Here is an 18,550-nt window from a genome sequence, read left to right on the forward strand (position 1 = left end):
GTTGTCCTTCAGCACCCGCGGCTACTCACCGCACGGCACGCACACATTGTTGGCGTGCCGGAACGCAAGCTTCCACTGTCCATCCGACTGCATCCACGCATTCGTATAGCGCCGCCGCAGCACCTTGCCCGCGTTGGGCGCGCCCGCCGCGGGCACCACGGTCTCGTCGCCCATCACCACGACCATGTCGTCGTAGAACAGGAATTGCTCCGGGCGTCGCTCGAAGCGCGTGTAGCGGATCACGCCCTTGCCGATCAGCGCCAGCAGCTCCTGCTTCTCGTTGACGATGCGCGTGGTCGGGTGGTTGACGGTGATGTCGTCGGCCATGAGGCGATCCAGCGCCTGTGCATCGCCCTTGAAGATCGCTTCGGCGTGCGCCAGGTCGAGCGCGCGTACCTCGCGCTCCAGGGCCGCGTCGGCCTGGCGTTGCTGCGCGACCGCTGGCGCGGACGCGATGAGGAGGCTGGCGAGCAGGGCGGAAAACGCGCGCCTCGCCGCCAGCGGATGACCGCGACGCAGCGTATCGGTCTTCATGCCGTGCTCCTTGCTACAGGGAAGGATCGATCAGGTACTTCTCGCCGGTCGCCTTGCGCTCGTATTCGCGCAGGATGTCCAGCCGCAGCGCGTCACGCAGGCTGATGGTGCGCGTGTAGCGGCTGGCGAAGGTCGTGGTGAGCTCGTCCACCACCCGCTGGCGCATCCGCGCCACGACGTCGCGCCCGGCCTTCTGCAGGAACGGGAACAGCAGCCAGCCGCCAACGCTCCATGTGAACCCGAAGCTGCGGTTGAGCACCGTCGGCCCCATGTCCAGGCTGCCGTAGATGAAGACCTGCTTCGGCGCGTTGGAGCCATAAGGGCTGTAGCCGGTGCCGCTGCGACCAGCGCACGCTTCCATCGCCTGCAGGATCTGCCCTGCCAGCGTGCCTCCGCCGATCGCGTCGAAGGCGATGGTGGCGCCGGTCTCGCGGATGGCCTGCGTGAGCTCCGTCTGGAAGCCGGGCGAGGTGCTGTCGACGATGTGCTGCGCGCCGATTGCGCGCAGGAGCTCCGCCTGCGCCGGGCTGCGCACGATGTTGACCAGCGGAATGCCGTCCTTCAGGCAGATCCTGTTGAGCATCTGGCCGAGGTTCGAGGCCGCGGCGGTATGCACGATCGCGCTGTGGCCCTCGGCCTTCATGGTCTCGGTGAAGCCGAGCGCGGTCAGCGGATTGACGAACATCGATGCGCCATCGGCGGCGGCGGCGCCTTCCGGCAGCAGGATGCAATCGCGTGCCGGCAGCTTGCGCAGCTGCGCGTACATGCCGCCACCGAGCATCCCGACCTTGCGGCCGAGGAAATGCTGCACGTTGCCGCCGGCCCTGACCACGGTTCCGGCGCCCTCGTTGCCCACCGCCAGCGACTGGTCCAGGCGGGTCTTGATCGCACCGAGGCGCTGCCGCGGGATGTCGGCCACCACCACCGGATGCTCCGGCGTGCCTTCGCTGCGCGCGGTCGCCATGTCGGCAGGACCAATCAGCAACCCGAGGTCGGAGGGATTGATGGGCGCGGCTTCCACCCGCACCACCAGCTCATCCGCGCCCGGCTCGTCCAGCGTGACGTCTTCCAGGCTCAGGCGCAGCTGGCCTTCGCTGGTCGCCAGCGAGCGCAGCTCAAGCCCGTGCAGTGCCGTGTCGTCGGGCTTCATTGCGGCGGCCCGCTCTCGTCCCTGGAGGCCCAGAGCTTCGGCTCCCAGAGCTCGACCTTGTTGCCGTCCGGATCCATGATCCAGGCGAACTTGCCGTTCTCGTGCATCTCGGGGCCACCGACAATCGCGATGCCGTCCGCCTGCAGCTGCGCGAGCAGCCCGTCCAGGTCGTCGACGCGGTAATTGATCATGAAGGCCGAGTCGCTCGGGCTGAACCATTTGCTGTCGTGGTCGGCGACGTGCCAGACGGTCAGGCCGAGATCGTCGGCCTTGTCATCCGGCCAGCGCAGCACCGCGCCGCCAAAATCCTCGAGCGCCATGCCCAGGTGCTGCCGATACCACGCGGCCAGCGCCTTGCTGTCGCCCCTGCTCTTGAAGAACACACCGCCGATTCCGGTCACCTTCGCCATCGTCATCTCCTGTGGATCATTGCGGGTCGTCCGGAGCCGCGGGCGCCTGGTCCCTGGGCGGGATGGCCGGTGTCAGCACCGATGCGGTAGCAGTCTCCGACGAGAAGGTGAGGAACGCGAGGTGCGCTTCGTAGCGCTCGAGCACGTCGTCGATCACCTGCTGTTTCGTCAGGCCCATCAGATCGTAGCCGCCGGACCCGGTCTGCGTGAACACTTCGAGCCGGTAGTAGACGTCGGTCTCGCGCGACATGCGGCCGCCGAACATCGGCACCGGCGCTTCGACGATGGCAGCCTGGTAGTGGAAGTCGCGGAACTCATCCATCGACACCCGCAGCACCGGCTCCTCGATGCCGTGCGTGTTGGTCACCGCGCTCCGCCCGACCTGGTAGCCCTGCTTCTCGAACTCCGCGGCGACGTCGTCGAGTGCGGGGCGCACCGTGCGCTCGAGGAACTGCGCGACCTGCCGCAGCGACGGAAAGGCGCGCATCTGTTCCAGCCGCTGCTTCCACGAGCGTTCCGGCACGTGGCCGCCGGTCGACGCCATCGACGGCCGGCGCAGCACCTGGCCCTCGCGTTCGGCGCGCTCCATGCGCAGCACCTTGTGGAACGACGCCATCACCAGGTACGCGATGATCGTCACCGGCAACGCGAAGATCAGCGTCGCGTACTCCATCGTGGTCACGCCGCCGGCCAGCAGCATCGCCACGGTCAGCACTGCGGTGAGCACGGCCCAGAAGATGCGCAGCCACTTCGGGCCGTCGTGCGAGGGGTCCGGGATGGAGGCGGAGAAGTTCGACATCACCATCGCGCCGGAGTTGGCGCTGGTCAGATAGAACAGCAGCCCCGACAGCGTGGCCAGGCCGACCAGGAACATCGGCCCGGGAAACATCTGCAGCAGTGCATACCAGCCCTGCTCCGGGCTGGCGACGGCCAGTGCGGCGAACTCCGTATTGCCCTGCAGCACCTGGTACAGCGCAGAGTTTCCGAACAGCGAAACGATGATGAAGTCGCACAGCACCGGCGCGGTGATCGCCGCGATCACGAACTCGCGCAGCGTGCGCCCGCGCGAGATGCGCGCCAGGAACACGCCCACGAACGGCCCCCACGCCAGCCAGAACGCCCAGAAGAACAGCGTCCAGCCGCCCATCCAGTCGGCGCCACCGGGTTCGTAGGCGAAGGTCTGCAGCGTGCGCGCCGGGAAGGTCAGGATGAACCGGCCGATGTTCTCCACCAGCGCGTTCAACAGGAACGCCGTCTGTCCGGTGACCAGGATGTACACCATCATCGCCAGCGCGCTCCACAGGTTCAGCTCGGAGATCACGCGGATGCCGCGGTCCACGCCCGACGTGGTGGCGGCGATGGTCAGCACCACCGCGCCGACCACCAGCGCGATCTGCAGCGCCAGGCCCTGCTCCAGCCCGAACAGCAGTGAAAATCCGACATTCAGCAGCACCACGCCGATGCCCATCGACGTGGCCACGCCCATCACCGTGCCGACCAGCGCGATGATGCTGATGCCGTCGCCAAGCGGGCCGCGCACGCGCTTGCCGAGCAGCGGGTAAAGCGCCGCGCGGATCGACAGCGGCATGCCCCAGCGGTAAGAGAAGTAACCCATCGCCATGCCCAGCAGCGCGTACATGGCCCAGCCGGCAACGCCGTAATGGAACATCGTCCAGACCACCGCATCCTGCATCGCGGCGGCCGAAGAGCCGTCACCGGAAGGCGGATACAGGTACTGCACCACCGGCCCGGTCACCGAATAGAACAGCATGTCGATGCCGACGCCCGCGGCAAACAGCATCGCCACCCAGGTGCCGAGCTTGTATTGCGGCCGCGAATGATCGGGGCCGAGCCGCACGTCGCCCTCCTTGGAGAACGCCACCCACAGCACGAAGCCGATCACCAGCGTCATCGTGACCACGTAGTACCAGCCGAGGCTGGACGCGATCCAGTTGACGGCGGCCAGCATCGAGGTGCGCGCGTGTGCCGGCACCAGGATCGCCCAGGCCGAGAAGGCGAGGATCACCGCCGACGAGATCAGCAGCACCTGCCAGTTGATGCTGGCCGCGCTGGTTTCCAGCAGCTCCTGCGGCCCCTTGCTGAGGTCGCTGCGCGATACCGGCGCGTCGTCGTCGTCCGGGCGAACCGGCCGCCGCCCGGTGCCGCCGAAGCGGCTGCGCTCGAGCGGAGGAGGTGTCTTGTGCGCCTGCGCATCAGGTGGCGGCGTGCCTGGACGGCTGGCGTCGGAGGGTTCGTTCCCGGGTGGCTCGTTCGGCATGGACGCGCTCCGTGGCCAGCTTCCGCAGCCTCCCGCAGCCAGCCGGCACCGCGATCATGAAGACGGAGAGGATGTATCTGTGTGAATAGGGTGCCTGCCGATGGCGTAGACGTGTTCGGTGCACGGCTCGCCGGCGGAGATCACGGTGCGCGTTTCGATCTTCGCCATGCCCAGCCGTTCGAGCAGGCGGGTCGACGCCAGGTTGCGCACGTCGGCGATCCCGATCACGCGTTGGGCGGGCGTGTGTTCGAAGACCATCGCGATCGCCTCGGCGACTGCCAAAGTCGCAAGCCCCTGGCCCTGCGACTCGCGGCGCAGCGTGAATCCGATCTCCAGCGTCGTGGCGTCACTGGACAGCAACAGGCCGATGTCGCCGATCAGTGCCGCGTCTACAGCCTGCGCGATGCCGATCTGGCACCAGGTGCCGGGCCGCAGCAGCTCCGCCGCGCCCATGTGGCGCAGGAACTCGCGGGCGTCATCGTCCGGCACCGGCGCCCAGCCCTGGTAGCGACCGAGCTCCGCGTCATGGCGATACGCCTGGAACGCGGCGAGGTCCGACGGCGCCAGCCGGCGCAGCATCGCGGCGCCTGCAAGACGAGGCAGGGGATCAGTCAAGCCAACCGGCCGGAGCGGAGCGTGCGGATCAAACCGCGGCGCGGCGCCGACCCGGGAACATCGCGGCCACCAGGCGATGCCCCAGCCACGCCATCGGCAGGTACGCCAGCAGCAGGTCGAGCGCGCTGAACCACACCGGTGCCGGCAGCATCATCACGCTCGCGATGCCGCCCACCAGGAACGCCACGCCCACCACCCACGCCGGGCCCGACGTGCGTCCAGGCGCAAGCAAGGTGGCGACGATGGCGCCCGCCAACGTACCCAGCGCATGGGCCAGGAACGGGAAGGTGAAGTGCCGCGGCTCGAACAGCGGGAGCGACGCCCTGAGCCCCTCGACGGTGGTGGTGTCGGCACCGCTGGGCATCGGCATGACGCTGGCGCCCAGGTTGATCAGGCCCATGTTCACGACGCTGCCGACGATGAGGCCGACGATGGTCGCCGCGATGAGGTGAAGTGCCTTGCGCATGGCGGTGTTCCCTTGGATGGGGTGATGCGACCCGGAAGTACCGGGTGGCGAGCAGCCGGGATTAAAGCGCAAGTCCGAGCCGGTAGCGAGCCGCGTTCGCCAGCACTTCATGCCCCCGACACGGCCCATGTGCGATCTCACGCGGCAATTCCTCGAAAAGGCTCCAGCCACATGCGATCGGGAACCACCATCGTCACCGCGCTGCTGCTCCTCGCAATCGTTCCCGGCGCGGCACGCGCGCAGGCCGTCCAGGCCGTGCCCTCGGTCGACCTGCCGCGCTACGCCGGCACCTGGTACGAGCAGGCACACCTGCCGCTGTTCTTCCAGCGCAACTGCGTCGCCAACACCACGGCCGAGTACACCCTGCGCGACGACGGGCGCATCGACGTCGTCAACCAGTGCGACGACGTCAAGGGCAAGCGCACCGAGGCGCGGGGCATCGCCAGGAAGGTGGGCGGCAGCACCTCGAAGCTCGAGGTACGGTTTGCGCCGGCGTTCCTGTCGTTCCTGCCGGCGGTGTGGGGCGACTACTGGATCATCGGCCTGGACGCGGACTACCGGTGGGCCATCGTCGGCACACCCGACCGGAAGTATCTGTGGTTCCTCACCCGCGACAAGGCCATTGCACAGGATGACCTGGATACGCTGGTCGCCAAGGCCGAGGCGCTCGGCTACGACACGTCGCGCCTGATCCGCACCGAACAGCGCTGAGTCCGCGGCAGCCGAAGAACGATCTTCATGCACCACCGCGATCGGCGGGATGGTTCACGCCATCGTTGGTCGGGACATCCGCGATGGCGAAGGGATTGACGCCTTCCAGGCAGCCCACGTTGTAGCCGTATTCGTCGGGGCTGGAGCGGCGCTGGTGGTGCGTGTAGATGCCGCAGGCACCGCAGAAGAAGTGCTTCGCGACGCCGGTGTTGAACCGGTAAAGCTTCAGGTGCTCCGCGCCCTTGACGACATGCAGGCCGGCCAACGGCACGGACGCGACAATCGCACCCTTGCGACGGCAGATGGAGCAGTCGCAGCGGCGCGGGTTGACGATGCCGTCCGGCAGGTCGAGCTCGAGCACCACCAACCCACAGTGGCAGGAGGCCCGGTGCCGGGCCTGGATGGTCACGCCGCCTACTTCCTTGAGCATCACGTTCACGCGCTACGCCTGCACCGGCGTCAGGTGCGTGAGCATGCACAGCCAGGTCCCGTCGACACGGCGATAGATGTCGGTGATGTATTCGTCCGCCTGCATCGGCGCGCCGTTGAAGGTGCCGGTGTTCTGTCCGCGGCCGGTGACCCAGGCCATGTCTCCGACGACCGCCGCATGCGTCGCCATCTTGGTCATCGACGCATGCGTCAGCCGGCCGGACGCCACGACATCGAGGATGCGCGCGCGCGGCACGGGCCCGGCCTCCGGCGTGACCAGGATCCAGTCGTCGGTGACGCACGCCGCGATGCGCGCGACGTCGTTCGACACCATCGCCGCGTTGAAGCGGTCCTCAAGGTCGACCAGGAACTGTGGAATCTGCGTGGTGGTCATGGGCGGGATGCCAGCGATCGAGCGTCTGCGCCGCCTTGCTCCTGGCGTGTGTCCTGCATCTCCGGGTAGGGGATGCCCTTCCCGGTCTCGACGTACTGCTTGAGGCTGACGCCTACGAAGTACGCCCACCCCTGCTCGCAGGCGTCGAAACACGGCGACTCCCGATAGCCCGTTTGGGCGAACGCGATGCGCGTGCCTTGATTCTCTGGTGCCAGGGCGAAGGAGATGGTGGTGCCTTCCCACGCATGGGTGTCCTGCATGTTCGAGCGCGTGCATGTCCACCGCACTCGTCGCGCTGTCACGTCGTGCTCCATGTCCAGTTCCACGCTCCAGCCGTGGCCACTCCAGCCGAACCGCCCCTTGCCATCGGCAAGCTCGACTTCCTTGGTCCACCAGTTGCGGATGTGCTCTTCCTTCGTGAGTGCGTCCATGACCGTCTCTACGGACGCGTGGACCAGGAACGAATGATGTATTTCACGGGTCATGGCGATCACCAGCGGCGTGCTACGGATCGAGGGGCCGGTGCTCGCGCGTCACCTGGGGCCCGGATCTGACCTGCGAATGATGCCTCAGCCGGGGAGCAGGCGTGCACCACTGTGGATGATTCCAGCGTCGCGGCTGGCGTGTGAAATGGAGCGCCCTGCCTGCATGGCCGTCGCCCGCGACGAAGGACGTTGCGCCAAGGCAGGCCGGAGAGAGAAGGAATTGCACATGCTAGCCAATGCCGCCGTTACGACGATGCTCCCCGTGATCGACATGGCGCGAGCGAGAACGTTCTACGAACGATGCCTCGGACTGACGCCCAGTGGCCTCCGGCCCGACGGAAAGTTCATCTATGAGGTTGGCGGCAGCACGCTCGCGCTCTTCCCCAAGCCGGAGGGGACGAAGGCCGAACATACGGCCATCAGCTTCCGCGTCCCGGACATTGCCGCTGGCATTGCCGGATTGAAGAAGACGGGCGTGGTGTTCGAGGACTACGATTTCCCGGGCTTCAAGACGGTGGACCACGTCTGTGTGCTTGGTGCAGAAAAGGCAGCCTGGTTCAAGGACACAGAGGGCAACCTTCTCTGCATTCATGAAGATATCGCGTAGGCGCGCACTACCCGAAGCGGTGTTGGCTTGCACGACTCGCTAGCGACCAGCGGCGGCTTCAACTTTCTGCCAACGGTAGTAGCGCTCGGTTGCAAGGCCGAGCAGGTGACGGTCCTCGGCCGTATCCCCGTATGCGTAGATGGCCGGATAGGCCTTCAGGTCATAGCGCTCGCCGACGCGCCGAGCCTTCTCCGCAAGGACACATTGGGGGCCCTCGTAACGGCCTGTCAGTATTCCGTCTCGCTGCTCCAGGACGGAGCAGACGAGCTCGAGTCCGTGTGCTTCACACCATGGACGGAGGTATGCCTCCAGCCCACCCGAGACGACCACGATCGCGTGCCCTTGCGATCTGTGCCACGCGATACGCTGCAGCGCCTCCGGCCGGAGAGTACCGGGTAGATGGCTCCGGGCGAACTCCAGACCGCGAGCCTCCACGACCGAGACGGGCACGCCGCTGTATCCGAAGCGCACGATGAGACTGCGAATGAAAGTCCCCGAGACGAGCCCCATCTTGTAGCCGATGACGAGCGGCGCAAACAGGAGCTGGCCGGCAAGCAGCCGTCGCCGCGGCACGGACCGCCGAAGGAATTCCGGCATGGTCTCGTGAGTCGTGATCGTGCCGTCGAAGTCAAAGAGTGCTAGCGGCATTCTGCGGCCGATCGGACATCACGCTTTCAATCCATTCGATGTAATGGCTCATGCGCACATTGCAGGCGACCTGACCGTAGCGCCCGGGCCGGGCGGTCATGACGTTCCCCTGGACAACTTTCCATGAGGCCAGCCCGGCCAACAACCAGTGATCTTCAATCTGGATGAGCGCAGGACCGCCGCTGTCCCCGTTACCGAGTACACCCTCAAGGGGCAGGGCCGACGGTGGCTCGTCGAACACATAGCAAAGCCAGCGGTCATAGGCACTGCTGACTTCGTTGAACGCGCGGCGAAGCTCCGTCCGGTTCGGGCCCCTGGGATCGTGCCCGTTGGCTCCCGAACCCGTGGCGCCTTTCCCAAGGATCTTGACGACCCGGCCTGGTTCGTCGCTTTGCCTGAAGATTGCGACAGGAGCGAGATCCGTAACGGGTTGCGTCAACTTGACCAGTGCGATGTCGTCACTTGAAGCAAGAAACGCCACGATCAACATTGCCTCACCACTGGCCATGGCTTGATCGATCAGCTCTTGTGGCAGCGTCTTGTACCCGGGGTGCACGACCACCTGCTCAACGTCCCTGGATACCCCATCGATGACGACCTGCTGGGGCTCAGAATGTTGCGGGATCGTATGGGCGGCCGTAATGACCCATCGGGGAGCAATCAGTACACCGTGGCCCTCCCCGGGCATGTCAACGAGAGCCGGGAACTCGGAGGCCGGAACCCGATACCTCGCGTCATCAACGTCATGTCGAATGACGACGGCGCTGGCGGTTGAAGCCATCAAGAGGAGGAGTGTGAGCCACAAGAGTCGGGTCATGCTTGATGCCATGAAGGGCCTGCCACCTGAGTTAAGCCGCGCCGCGGGGCTCAGAGCCCTTCGCCCCAGCTGTTCACAACTCCAGCGCGAACAGCGGCACCTAACGCTAGAATTAAGCCGCGCCGCGAAGCGGTGTCGGCTTGAATGAACTGTTAGGCGGGTGAGGCGCCTGGCTATGGCGAACCCCAGTAGATTGAGTATCAAGCACGCAGGGCGCTCTCAAGTACTCGCTTCTGGTGCTGGCCTTTAGCGAGGCGCTGGCCAAGAAAACCGCGCTGCGATCCCGAACGGAGCCACGTGATCATTCTGATATCACGTCTCGAGAACTGCTGACGCGCGGCTTCATTAGAGAGCACCATACTGCCGCAGTAGAGCGAGTTGTTTCTCCAACTTTTCAACGTCAAGACTCGCATCCAGCGTTACGTTGACATTGAATATCGCGCGAGGAATCGGTTCGCCGTTACCCTCGATCTGGCGGTCACCATTTTGCTTTACATGCGCGGCGCCGCCCCCAGCGGCACCATCCCCACTTTGGGAGCGAGCGGCAGCGCCGGCGTCGTAACTGCTATTTCCGTGACTAGGATCCTCCTCAGGCTTCTCGGTCAGATCGGTTGGCTCGTCCTTGACTGCGGCGTCCGCTGTTTCAGCAGCCGAAACGTGGGCGACTTGATCGCCGTCCAGCGTCACCAGCTCAGCCATGCTCATAGTTCCTACGTATAACTCTACGCAGTTCGTCGTCTCATCCGGGTGCACGGCCAAGTCGGCTGCTCTCTGCCTAAGCTTCGCCCGCGATATCGTGTCACCGTGATACGTGTCAAACAGGGATTTGAACACCGGCGGCGTCAGCGCGGCTGTCCGGTACAGAGGCATGACCTCTTCAGCTGGCGCTGATGCAATCGCCTTAGCAAGTTCAGCTGCAGAGAAGCCCGATTTGGCATCACCGGTCATAAGCCCGTATTGCTTCAAGGCGGACATCCCTATTACGCCCTTATCGTGCTTTGAGCCGATGACACCCATTAACACAACATCCTTTGATTGGGGGCCGGTGTGAGTTTTGCTTACTAGCTTTCTCGCATATCCAACGGCCTCAGTAAGGGTTATTCGCGGAAAGACTTTGCCGCCTTTCCTCCCGCCCTTTGGCATTGTCTTGTTCTTTGCGGTCATACGTCAGCCCTCAAAGCGGTGAGCAATTCATGCAGTCCGGCCTTATACGACTGCGAGAAGTCAGCGTACTTCTTGTCGCCGATGATCGGTGGCATGGGCGTATCGTCTAAGCGCAGAGGGAGAATGTGGACCTTACGCTTTTGTACTTCCGTGACTAAGGCGTTGTTCAACTCTTTCTGCACCCAAGCGGAGCTCGCTGCGTGTCGGCTCATGGCGATTAGGAAGTAGTCCGACCCAGCCAATCCCTGAGCTAGTCTCTCAGGGATTGAATCGCCCACACGGATTCTCTGCTCATCGAGCCACACATCTACACCGTTGGCGGTGAGGTCTGCTGCGAGCTGCCGGATGAAGGGCTTGTCCACAGAGCTGTGTGAAAGAAACGCAATCCGGCGATCCTTATCCTGCTGATGTCGTAGTTCCTTAATCTCGGTCGCCGCATCAACTAGATCCTCAGCCAAAAGATTGGGGTGCAACGCGTCCAGTTTGTGTGCCCATTCCAGTAGCGGATTCAGATCAGATGGAACAAATGGAGAGATTCCCGTTACGGTGGCAGCCTTTCGCAGAGCCACGTCCGCCCTATCTCCGAGGCGCAGAAATTGACGAACGGCGGTAAGAAGTGGCAGCCGTACCAGAGCTTCCCTGACCACTGCTTCCTTTTGATCTTTCGTTCCCTTATAGGGATACGGGAGTACTAGTGCGTAACCAGAGCTCACTACGTCAGCTAGCCCAATCTGAGATGCATTCTTCAACAATTTCCCTGCGGTACGTGGATCGATTCCGGCGAACTGAGCGATTTGTGCTGCACCAGGATTGTCGAGCCACGCAATGGCGTCTAGGACCACGAACAAGGAATCTAGCTTGGCCGGCTCAAACCGATGACCTGAGGAGCTTCTCGACGCTGGCCGCTGCGATTGCTTCTTTGGCGCTTGTGTTGTCTTTGCCACCATTAGTGTCTCACCCTCGAACTCATGCGCGCAGATGATGTGAGCTTAGCCACTTATCTAGCTGGCGCATCCCCATCGATGTCAAAGCCATCGTATTGGCAGCTTAGACCGGATCGGCCTGCCACATCGCACCCGCACTCAGAAGCCTGTAGAGCCCTCCGACCGCGACCCGAGTCTTCGACACCCAGCTGGTGGCGTGCGCGGAACGTCTTCTAGCAAGCGCCTAACACTCAAGTTAAGCCGAATTGCAGCGCGTAGCCGGACACATGGCAAGCTTTTTGTGCCATGTGGCTGGCGTAGCGATGCAATTTAAGCTTGAACGCATTGTTAGGGCGCTGGGCCTAGGATGGCTTGGACAGCGGATGCGGTGTGGTCGCTCCACGGTCGGGAGGCGGTGCAACCGATTGAACTAACCGCGACGTCCGCAGGGGCGTCTGCGACTACAAGGATGCTGTCGCCCGGAACATACCTACTTTGCTCCGCAAAGGTCCAGAAAATGTCATCCGTTGGGTCGTCAAACCGTGCACCCGTTGTCAGCGTTGCGACCATAGTGGGGTCGCCCTTGAAGATCTTTGCGACCGCAAATGTGTAGTGGACCGTATAGGCCTGTCGATCTCTAAGATTAGGGAGCGCCGGTCTAAGGCTGGCACCGGTAATCGTGGCCACGAACACGGTCGATGCCTTGGTGATTTGCGGCTCAAGTGGGACATCGATGCAGATGGCCGATGCAGCAGGGCTGGCTAGAATTATCCCCAGTAACAAATAGCCGCGAATTCGCATGCTGCCCCCTAACACCTAAGTTAAGCCGCGCCGCAGCGGGGTGTGAAGCACATGGCAAGCTCTACCTGCCATGTGGTTTGCGCCCCGATGCGGTGTCGGCTTGAACGCATTGTTAGGCCGCGCCGGCGAGAACGCCATGTCTTGAAACTCAGCAGCCTCGATCAGGTCCTGGTAAGACTTGCCATTAAGGTGCTCGCGACACGGGCGGATACGTGGATAATCCTTTGGCGTTACCGGCTGAAACGTTAAATAGAGAATTGTGTCAGAGCTCAGGCATTCGTGAGATGCGAGGTCTGAAAAGAGCGCGAGAGCGAGTACACGCCGCTCTCGACCCTTGAGTGACTTGACGAGTTGCCCAAAGGACTTGTCGAACGAGGTCTCCGTCGTTGCATCGATCCGAACAGGCTCGCGCGCCGGTAGCGTCGATGCCATGCAGAGCAACACAACTGCGAAGAAGGATCTAGCGAGAATCTTCATAAGCGGTCTAACACCTAAGTTAAGCCGAAACGCGCAGTGGAGCGAAGCACATGGCAAGCTGTACCTGCCATGTGTTTTGCGGAACGAAGCGGTTTCGGCTTGAACGCATTGTTAGGCAGCGGCCGGCTATGGAATGCATACGCCAGTTGTCGCACCGACCAGCTTGCCATTCTCGTCGAATCGAAGACCAACGCGACGAGCTACGACTACGTAGCTACTGTCAATGCAACCGGTCCAAATACGGCTTGGATCGTTCGCAGCCGCAACCACGTCCGCTTTCGACGCCCCGGGCATTGCGGACACGGTGATCGCTGCCGTCAGGCGGTTGACCACCTCGTAGTTGAGTTCAGCACGCAACTCCTCATTGTCGCATCGATACTCGGGCTTGACCTGGGGCGGGTCGCCCAATACCAGCGCGTATGCCCATAGTGCATTCGATGCCACAAGAAGCAGAGCAAGAGCGGTAATCGTAGTTCTGGATCGCGACATTCTGCCCCCGCTGCCTAACACCTAAGTTAAGCCGACCCGCGCAGTGGAGTGGACCAGGTGGCAAGCTTTACCTGCCGCCTGGGCCACGTAACGAAGCGGGTTCGGCTTGAACGCATTGTTAGGCGGCACCGCCTTGAGAGTGTTCAATCGAGGAATGTCCACGTATCTGCACCATCGAAGCGTTTGACGACCACTGACTCGAGGATATCTGGCTCGAAGTTGCGCAGGTTTACCCCGTGCCGAGCGCCAGGTTTGGGGTCCAGTGGTTCCCAGTGAGTGAAGATACCGCACGTTTTGCACCGCACGTTCCTCAGGGTCCGGTCACCCCAGACATAGCCCTCCGTGTTCTTGGGATGCCCTTGAATAGACACTGTGCCTAGCTCGTAGTAGGCGCAAATGAGTCCGGACCGGCGACAGAGCGAGCAATTGCAACTCGTGGCCTCGCTTGGCGGGAATGGAAGAGTGAGTCGGACTGCTCCGCAGTGACAAGAGCCGTGAAGCGATGGTGTTGGCTGTTCGTGACTCATGGGCCGCAGTCCTGGTTGCCGTGCCGCCTAACGCCTGAATTAAGCCGCGCCGCGAAGCGGCGTCGGCTTGAATGAATTGTTAGGCGCAACTGCAGCCAAGTCCGGCTAGAGCCAACGCGCCACCCAAGCCTGTGACAAGAGCCAACTGTTACGCACCACGATGCAATGCCTCGGTCAGTCCCAGCCAAAGTCTACTGTCATCAGCACGTACACGACAAAAGCTGCCCATAGGGCTGCAACCATCAGGGTGACGGCGGCGAGCAACCGTATGCCATGAAAGGGGCTGCCGCGGGTGCTGAAGAGGAACACGGCACTGGCTGAGATGCAGCCGACCACAGCAATAAGCTGGGTGAGATGGAACGGCCATTGGGGGCACCCGAAGTGCTCGGCTATCAATATCGCCGGGGCGCAGAGCACTGCATATAAGCCGAGGGCTATGAACGAGAACTTGGCGGCCCGGCAGAGCTTCATTGTTGCGCCTAACACCAGAATTAAGCCGCGACGCGAAGCGGCGTCGGCTTGAATGATTTGTTAGGCGCACGCCCCTCAGAAGATCACGTACAGGTAGAGGTCTTGATATCTGCCGTCACGGAAGCGCGCATAGCCCACGCCAGCATTGTTCCACACTGGTCGAATCTCGTCGCCAGGCCGGACATCGGCCAAGAACTCAGACCAGGTGCGGCCATCGCCCGACGGAGTGTCGTGACTAGGAAGCTCCGGGTCGTCAAGTGACACCGGTGCGGAAATCTCCCACCCCAAGGAGGTCAGGCTTCGCACGGTGCCACCTGGCGGAATTAGGTCGGCAGGCTCGTCAGCGAGACTTCCGCTGGTGCTTGCGCAAGCCGTCATTAGTGCCAAGAGCAAGATTGGCAGCCAAGCCAGATGTTTCATAGTGCGCCTAACGCCAGAGTTAAGCCGCGCAGCGCAGGGGCGCGAAGCACATGGCAAGCTTTACCTGCCATGTGGTTTGCGCCCCGAAGCGGAGTCGGCTTGAACGATTTGTTAGGCCCATACGAGTGCCTACCAAGCGTTCAATGAGTCGGGTGGGAGACCGGTTTCCCTGGACTCCCTAACTAATGTCTCAATTCGTGCACGCTGCTCCGGGGAACAAGTCTCACCGCGCCTTGACTGAAACATTGTGCCTTGACCGGCGCCATGGAGGACGGAAATGAAGGCCACCTGCTTATCGAGCATGCCCATTGAGCGAGCCGCCTTGGTGAGCGCGAAGTAGTGGGTTTTCCAGTCAAGTCCGCACCACTCTGCGAGACCTGACACGTTGCCGGCTTCCAGTGCCCGGTAAGCGGCTGACCTGCTAATTGGAACAGTCTGCCGATCCTCTTGGGAGGATGGTTGAATCGGGTTGCCATGCACATCTCTGGCGTTTCCCCAGAAGTCCACGAGGATCTCGCGGATAGCGTGATCGCGTCCGGAACTGGCTACGACCGGCTCTTCGGCCACTGCACCGAATGCCAGTAGCTGAGCCGCTAGGAGGATGACCGCGTGGATGTATGGCATGGGCCTAACGCCTGAGTTAAGCCGCGCCGCGCAGTGAAGCGAAGCACATGGCAAGCTTTAACTGCCATGTGGTTTGCGTAACGAAGCGGCGTCGGCTTGAACGAATTGTTAGGCAGCAGACTAAGCTGCGCCCCTGCGAGCCGGCAAGTAGCGCGGAACCTTTTGCTGGAGCAGCCGGACAACCTCCGGTGCCATGTACTCGTATTGGCCCGGAATGCCGAGGACCACTACGCGCTTGCCGCGTAGTTGCAGCTGGAACTTGGCCGCGATCTTGGCCCGGTGCGCTGACTCCATGACGAGCACCGTAGCTGCCCAGGCGATGAGCTCAGCCGAGACCCGGCAGTCCGCGTCGTGCCCTGTCCCGGCCGAAGCCGTCTCGACGCCCGGCCAGTCCGCGAACACCTGCTCTGCGGTAGGACTACGAAGACGGTTCTTGCCACAGACAAAGAGCACGTTGTGCGTCAAAGCATCACCTGCGGCCTAACGCCTAAGTTAAGCCGCGCCGCAGCGGGGCGTGAGGCACATCGCACGCTTTACCTGCGATGTGGTTCGCGCCCCGATGCGGTGTCGGCTTGAACGCATTGTTAGGGCTCACACGCTGCGGCCCCGTGAAATTCGCAATCGAAGGTGAGTGTGCCAAGTGAGCCGCGGCCAGCATTGGCCACAAACTCGCCATATACGTGAACGGAGCGGATCGTGCCAGCAGCAGACCTAAATTCTTGCGTCTTGCGTCCGGACGTTTCCACCTTTACCGCCATGGTGTCCTCCAGATTAGAACGAGCAATCAAGTTCGGGTAGAGCAAGAAGACTGTTGCATCAGGATCATTAATGATGTCTCCGACGAATCCGCTGATTAACACCTGCTCATGGTCGTAAGATTCTGGCGCCACCGCGATATTTAGTATCGAAGTACTGCAGTGCCCTGTATCGACATGCCCAGAGAGTGAACAACGCATCGCATTGTCTTCAGCACATCCTGCCAAGAGCATTGCGATCCAAGAGATGGTTACGATTCTTGCGATGAGCGATTTCACGTTGGAGTGAGCCCTAACGCCAGAATTAAGCCGCGCCGCGAAGCGGTGTCGGCTTGAATGAATTGTTAGGGCTCAGCCGACGGACGCAGGCCGAGCTCCGTGAGCCAGCGTTGGTACTCTGCCCCACGATCCGCCCACACGACACCGACTGATCCGTCTGGGCCCAAGAACAACAGGCCGAGTTCTTTCAGTACTGGCACGCGAACGCCGCACCCGCCAAGGGAGAACTCGCGAAAGAGCTCGCCTGACGCCGCAGTCGAGTCGTGCACCAGCACGTTGACGCGAAAGGTTGGAGTTGAACTGGTGGGGTAGAGCCACTGCTCGCCGCTCGACGATTCAGGCCATGGCTGAAGCTTGAGGGTAGCTGCGCGGTACCACTCATAGGACGTGAGGCGGACACCTGTGACCTCAACTGCAAGAACGTCGTGGCCTGCCGCGTCTCCGTGCGGCGGAACCTGAGAGTTGCCGCGGCACGCCCAGGCAGGGGCCGCTGCCAGTATTCCTAAGATGAGCGCCCAGACACCGAGAATCTTCGACATGAGCCCTAACGCCTAAGTTAAGCCGCGCCGCAGCGGGGAGTGAAGCGCATGGCAAGCTGTATCTGCCATGTGGTTTGCGCCCCGATGCGGTGTCGGCTTGAACGCATTGTTAGGCCTCAGCTGCATACGCTGCCGGGCCCACGAAGTGCGAACGATTGCGGCGAACAAGCAACGCAAGAGCAACGTACACGAGAACTGCAAGCCCAGCCGCAAGCCAAAGAGCGGAAGGCTTGAAGATCATGTCCATGGCTTCTTGCCGCACCGGCAAGCCACGAAGCTCACGGCCGATCTCGTAGGCCTCGCGAACGCCCTGGATGTCCCGGACTGCCAATAGGGTTGTGACCAAGTTCTGAGCTATGCCGGCCGCCAAGGCGCCAAGCAAAACTCCATACCCGACTAGCTGTGGCCGAAACAAGTAAAAGACCGCGGCTGCGTTGAACAGGAACACGACACCAGCGAAGGCGAAGTATGCCCACGCGGCGCCGACACTTGCGAAGATGTAGTAGTCAGCGGTGGTACCGAAGCGAGCAAGGCCATCGAGGTCTTTGCCCGTGGCCCAAAGGAACCAGACGATTAGCAGAATGATTGAACGCGGTCGCCGCACGAAACTTCCCCCTGAGGCCTAACAACTAATTACACCCCATCAACGGGGCGGTAATGCCGGATTAGAGCCCATCTTTTGGGCGGTAGCGAGTACCGCTGCAAGTTCGCTGGTATATACCGAGCTCTCCGCTCAAGGCACATCCATCAGGCCACGCCGTTGGCGCGCCCGTAAACCGCTACCGCCGCAGCGCCACATCCGGCACTTCCAGATCCACCGACAACGCCAGGTGGTCCGAAAACGCCGCCGGGAATGCCTGCAAGTCACGGCACGCAAGCTTGTCGCTCACAAGAATGTGGTCGATCGCCCGCTGCGGTTTCCAGCTGGGGAAGGTGTGCACCATGCATGCCGGTGGCTGCAGGCGGGTCTGCCGGAACAGGGCCGCCATTTCCGGGCGGTCGACGGTGCAGTTGAAGTCGCCCATCAGCACCGCATACGGCGAGTCGGCCAGCAGTTCGGCAATGAACGACAGCTGCGAGGCGCGTGATTGCGCGCCAAGCGAGAGGTGGGCAACGGCGATGGTCAGGCCTTCGTCGCCTTCGCCGAAGCGCGCCAGCAGCACGCCGCGGCCGGTGATGCGGCCCGGCAGGGGGTAGTCGCTGATGGAGGTCGGTTCGAACTTGCTGAGCAGGCCGTTGGCGCTCGAGGCGAACTGCCCCATGCGGCGGTTGGGCTGGTGCGTCCAGTAGTCGAAGCCGCCGCGTTCGGCGAGGTAGTGGGTCTGGTTGGTGAAGCCGGAGCGCCAGCTGCCGGGGTCGGCTTCCTGCAGGCCCACGATGTCGTGGCGGCCCGCGAGCTTGGCGATGGTGTCGAGCATGCCGCGCTTGTTGCCGGCCGGCAGCACGTGCGACCAGCTGCGGGTCGCGTAATCGCTGTAGCGGCGGGTGCTGGAGCCCGCCTGGATGTTGGCGCTCAGCAGCTTCAGCCGCTGCACGC

Annotated in this window: 20 protein-coding genes; 2 read left to right on the plus strand and 18 right to left on the minus strand. The window is 62.8% G+C overall.

What is annotated here, in order from left to right:
• Nucleotides 1-21: 21 nt before the first annotated feature.
• From JGR64_RS01265 to JGR64_RS01290, 6 genes are all read right to left on the minus strand, one after another.
• Nucleotides 22-534: a nuclear transport factor 2 family protein gene (locus JGR64_RS01265; protein ID WP_199374735.1), complete on the minus strand. Its 513-nt coding sequence runs from the start codon at nucleotides 532-534 to the stop codon at nucleotides 22-24.
• Between the two features lie 13 nt (nucleotides 535-547).
• Nucleotides 548-1,684: a zinc-binding dehydrogenase gene (locus JGR64_RS01270; protein ID WP_199374736.1), complete on the minus strand. Its 1,137-nt coding sequence runs from the start codon at nucleotides 1,682-1,684 to the stop codon at nucleotides 548-550.
• The gene (locus JGR64_RS01275) at nucleotides 1,681-2,094 is read right to left on the minus strand and encodes a VOC family protein (protein ID WP_199374737.1); all 414 of its coding nucleotides are present in this window, start codon (nucleotides 2,092-2,094) and stop codon (nucleotides 1,681-1,683) included. Before JGR64_RS01275 ends, JGR64_RS01270 begins: the two co-directional genes overlap by 4 nt.
• 16 nt (nucleotides 2,095-2,110) lie before the next feature.
• Nucleotides 2,111-4,372 (minus strand): choline BCCT transporter BetT, encoded by a 2,262-nt coding sequence (gene betT / locus JGR64_RS01280; RefSeq protein WP_199374738.1) that lies wholly within the window; start codon nucleotides 4,370-4,372, stop codon nucleotides 2,111-2,113.
• Nucleotides 4,373-4,426: 54 nt separating this feature from the next.
• A complete protein-coding gene (locus JGR64_RS01285; protein WP_200649751.1) occupies nucleotides 4,427-4,951 on the minus strand; it encodes a GNAT family N-acetyltransferase in 525 nt (174 codons plus the stop codon).
• A 64-nt stretch (nucleotides 4,952-5,015) separates the two neighbouring features.
• Complete coding sequence (locus JGR64_RS01290) at nucleotides 5,016-5,453, minus strand: hypothetical protein (RefSeq protein ID WP_199374740.1); 438 nt, start codon at nucleotides 5,451-5,453, stop codon at nucleotides 5,016-5,018.
• 171 nt (nucleotides 5,454-5,624) lie between these two features.
• Here JGR64_RS01290 and JGR64_RS01295 point away from each other — a divergent pair, with 171 nt between their 5' ends.
• Nucleotides 5,625-6,164, plus strand: coding sequence for a lipocalin family protein (locus JGR64_RS01295; protein WP_199374741.1), 540 nt, complete (start codon nucleotides 5,625-5,627; stop codon nucleotides 6,162-6,164).
• 25 nt (nucleotides 6,165-6,189) lie between these two features.
• On the opposite strand, the gene JGR64_RS01300 is transcribed toward JGR64_RS01295, so the two are convergent.
• From JGR64_RS01300 to JGR64_RS01310, 3 genes are read right to left on the minus strand one after another with little or no spacing between them, the layout of a single operon-like run.
• Nucleotides 6,190-6,597, minus strand: a complete 408-nt coding sequence (locus JGR64_RS01300; RefSeq protein ID WP_199375136.1) for a GFA family protein — start codon at nucleotides 6,595-6,597, stop codon at nucleotides 6,190-6,192.
• A 9-nt stretch (nucleotides 6,598-6,606) separates the two neighbouring features.
• Nucleotides 6,607-6,987, minus strand: a complete 381-nt coding sequence (locus tag JGR64_RS01305; RefSeq protein ID WP_199374742.1) for a nuclear transport factor 2 family protein — start codon at nucleotides 6,985-6,987, stop codon at nucleotides 6,607-6,609.
• Nucleotides 6,984-7,472: an SRPBCC domain-containing protein gene (locus JGR64_RS01310; protein ID WP_199375137.1), complete on the minus strand. Its 489-nt coding sequence runs from the start codon at nucleotides 7,470-7,472 to the stop codon at nucleotides 6,984-6,986. Before JGR64_RS01310 ends, JGR64_RS01305 begins: the two co-directional genes overlap by 4 nt.
• 163 nt (nucleotides 7,473-7,635) lie before the next feature.
• Between JGR64_RS01310 and JGR64_RS01315 the strand changes: the two genes are divergently transcribed.
• The gene (locus JGR64_RS01315) at nucleotides 7,636-8,079 is read left to right on the plus strand and encodes a VOC family protein (protein WP_199374743.1); all 444 of its coding nucleotides are present in this window, start codon (nucleotides 7,636-7,638) and stop codon (nucleotides 8,077-8,079) included.
• Nucleotides 8,080-8,118: 39 nt separating this feature from the next.
• Here the strand turns inward: JGR64_RS01315 and JGR64_RS01320 are convergent, their stop codons facing one another.
• The 9 genes from JGR64_RS01320 to JGR64_RS01360 all read right to left on the minus strand — a co-directional run bounded on the left by JGR64_RS01320 (nucleotide 8,119) and on the right by JGR64_RS01360 (nucleotide 18,533).
• A complete protein-coding gene (locus tag JGR64_RS01320; protein ID WP_234446976.1) occupies nucleotides 8,119-8,676 on the minus strand; it encodes an HAD-IB family phosphatase in 558 nt (185 codons plus the stop codon).
• Between the two features lie 31 nt (nucleotides 8,677-8,707).
• Entirely contained in the window at nucleotides 8,708-9,544 is an 837-nt protein-coding gene (locus tag JGR64_RS01325) for a trypsin-like serine protease (protein ID WP_199374745.1), read from the minus strand.
• Nucleotides 9,545-9,889: 345 nt separating this feature from the next.
• Nucleotides 9,890-10,708, minus strand: coding sequence for a hypothetical protein (locus JGR64_RS01330; protein ID WP_199374746.1), 819 nt, complete (start codon nucleotides 10,706-10,708; stop codon nucleotides 9,890-9,892).
• Nucleotides 10,705-11,550: a toll/interleukin-1 receptor domain-containing protein gene (locus JGR64_RS01335; RefSeq protein WP_200649752.1), complete on the minus strand. Its 846-nt coding sequence runs from the start codon at nucleotides 11,548-11,550 to the stop codon at nucleotides 10,705-10,707. The genes JGR64_RS01330 and JGR64_RS01335 overlap by 4 nt, the downstream gene beginning before the upstream one ends.
• Nucleotides 11,551-14,099: 2,549 nt before the next feature.
• Nucleotides 14,100-14,396 carry a hypothetical protein gene (locus tag JGR64_RS01340; RefSeq protein WP_199374748.1) on the minus strand — a complete coding sequence of 99 codons (297 nt, stop codon included), beginning with the start codon at nucleotides 14,394-14,396 and terminating at the stop codon, nucleotides 14,100-14,102.
• Between the two features lie 1,164 nt (nucleotides 14,397-15,560).
• The gene (locus JGR64_RS01345) at nucleotides 15,561-15,905 is read right to left on the minus strand and encodes a phosphotyrosine protein phosphatase (protein WP_199374749.1); all 345 of its coding nucleotides are present in this window, start codon (nucleotides 15,903-15,905) and stop codon (nucleotides 15,561-15,563) included.
• 119 nt (nucleotides 15,906-16,024) lie between these two features.
• On the minus strand, nucleotides 16,025-16,474 hold the full coding sequence (locus tag JGR64_RS01350) for a hypothetical protein (protein ID WP_199374750.1): 450 nt from the start codon (nucleotides 16,472-16,474) through the stop codon (nucleotides 16,025-16,027).
• A 648-nt stretch (nucleotides 16,475-17,122) separates the two neighbouring features.
• A complete protein-coding gene (locus JGR64_RS01355; RefSeq protein WP_199374751.1) occupies nucleotides 17,123-17,617 on the minus strand; it encodes a hypothetical protein in 495 nt (164 codons plus the stop codon).
• A 175-nt stretch (nucleotides 17,618-17,792) separates the two neighbouring features.
• Complete coding sequence (locus JGR64_RS01360) at nucleotides 17,793-18,533, minus strand: endonuclease/exonuclease/phosphatase family protein (protein ID WP_199375138.1); 741 nt, start codon at nucleotides 18,531-18,533, stop codon at nucleotides 17,793-17,795.
• Nucleotides 18,534-18,550 lie beyond the last annotated feature (17 nt).

The organism is Luteimonas sp. MC1572, assembly GCF_016615815.1.
GTDB lineage: Bacteria > Pseudomonadota > Gammaproteobacteria > Xanthomonadales > Xanthomonadaceae > Luteimonas.

What these genes read in the sequence shown, in the direction of transcription:
- JGR64_RS01320 (WP_234446976.1), bottom strand. Translation starts at nt 8,676, where the DNA reads ATGCCGGAATTCCTTCGGCGGTCCGTGCCGCGGCGACGGCTGCTTGCC.
- JGR64_RS01310 (WP_199375137.1), bottom strand. Translation starts at nt 7,472, where the DNA reads ATGACCCGTGAAATACATCATTCGTTCCTGGTCCACGCGTCCGTAGAG.
- JGR64_RS01270 (WP_199374736.1), bottom strand. Translation starts at nt 1,684, where the DNA reads ATGAAGCCCGACGACACGGCACTGCACGGGCTTGAGCTGCGCTCGCTG.
- JGR64_RS01305 (WP_199374742.1), bottom strand. Translation starts at nt 6,987, where the DNA reads ATGACCACCACGCAGATTCCACAGTTCCTGGTCGACCTTGAGGACCGC.
- JGR64_RS01275 (WP_199374737.1), bottom strand. Translation starts at nt 2,094, where the DNA reads ATGGCGAAGGTGACCGGAATCGGCGGTGTGTTCTTCAAGAGCAGGGGC.
- betT (WP_199374738.1), bottom strand. Translation starts at nt 4,372, where the DNA reads ATGCCGAACGAGCCACCCGGGAACGAACCCTCCGACGCCAGCCGTCCA.
- JGR64_RS01290 (WP_199374740.1), bottom strand. Translation starts at nt 5,453, where the DNA reads ATGCGCAAGGCACTTCACCTCATCGCGGCGACCATCGTCGGCCTCATC.
- JGR64_RS01295 (WP_199374741.1), top strand. Translation starts at nt 5,625, where the DNA reads ATGCGATCGGGAACCACCATCGTCACCGCGCTGCTGCTCCTCGCAATC.
- JGR64_RS01315 (WP_199374743.1), top strand. Translation starts at nt 7,636, where the DNA reads ATGGCCGTCGCCCGCGACGAAGGACGTTGCGCCAAGGCAGGCCGGAGA.
- JGR64_RS01330 (WP_199374746.1), bottom strand. Translation starts at nt 10,708, where the DNA reads ATGACCGCAAAGAACAAGACAATGCCAAAGGGCGGGAGGAAAGGCGGC.
- JGR64_RS01340 (WP_199374748.1), bottom strand. Translation starts at nt 14,396, where the DNA reads ATGAAGCTCTGCCGGGCCGCCAAGTTCTCGTTCATAGCCCTCGGCTTA.
- JGR64_RS01285 (WP_200649751.1), bottom strand. Translation starts at nt 4,951, where the DNA reads ATGCTGCGCCGGCTGGCGCCGTCGGACCTCGCCGCGTTCCAGGCGTAT.
- JGR64_RS01265 (WP_199374735.1), bottom strand. Translation starts at nt 534, where the DNA reads ATGAAGACCGATACGCTGCGTCGCGGTCATCCGCTGGCGGCGAGGCGC.
- JGR64_RS01325 (WP_199374745.1), bottom strand. Translation starts at nt 9,544, where the DNA reads ATGACCCGACTCTTGTGGCTCACACTCCTCCTCTTGATGGCTTCAACC.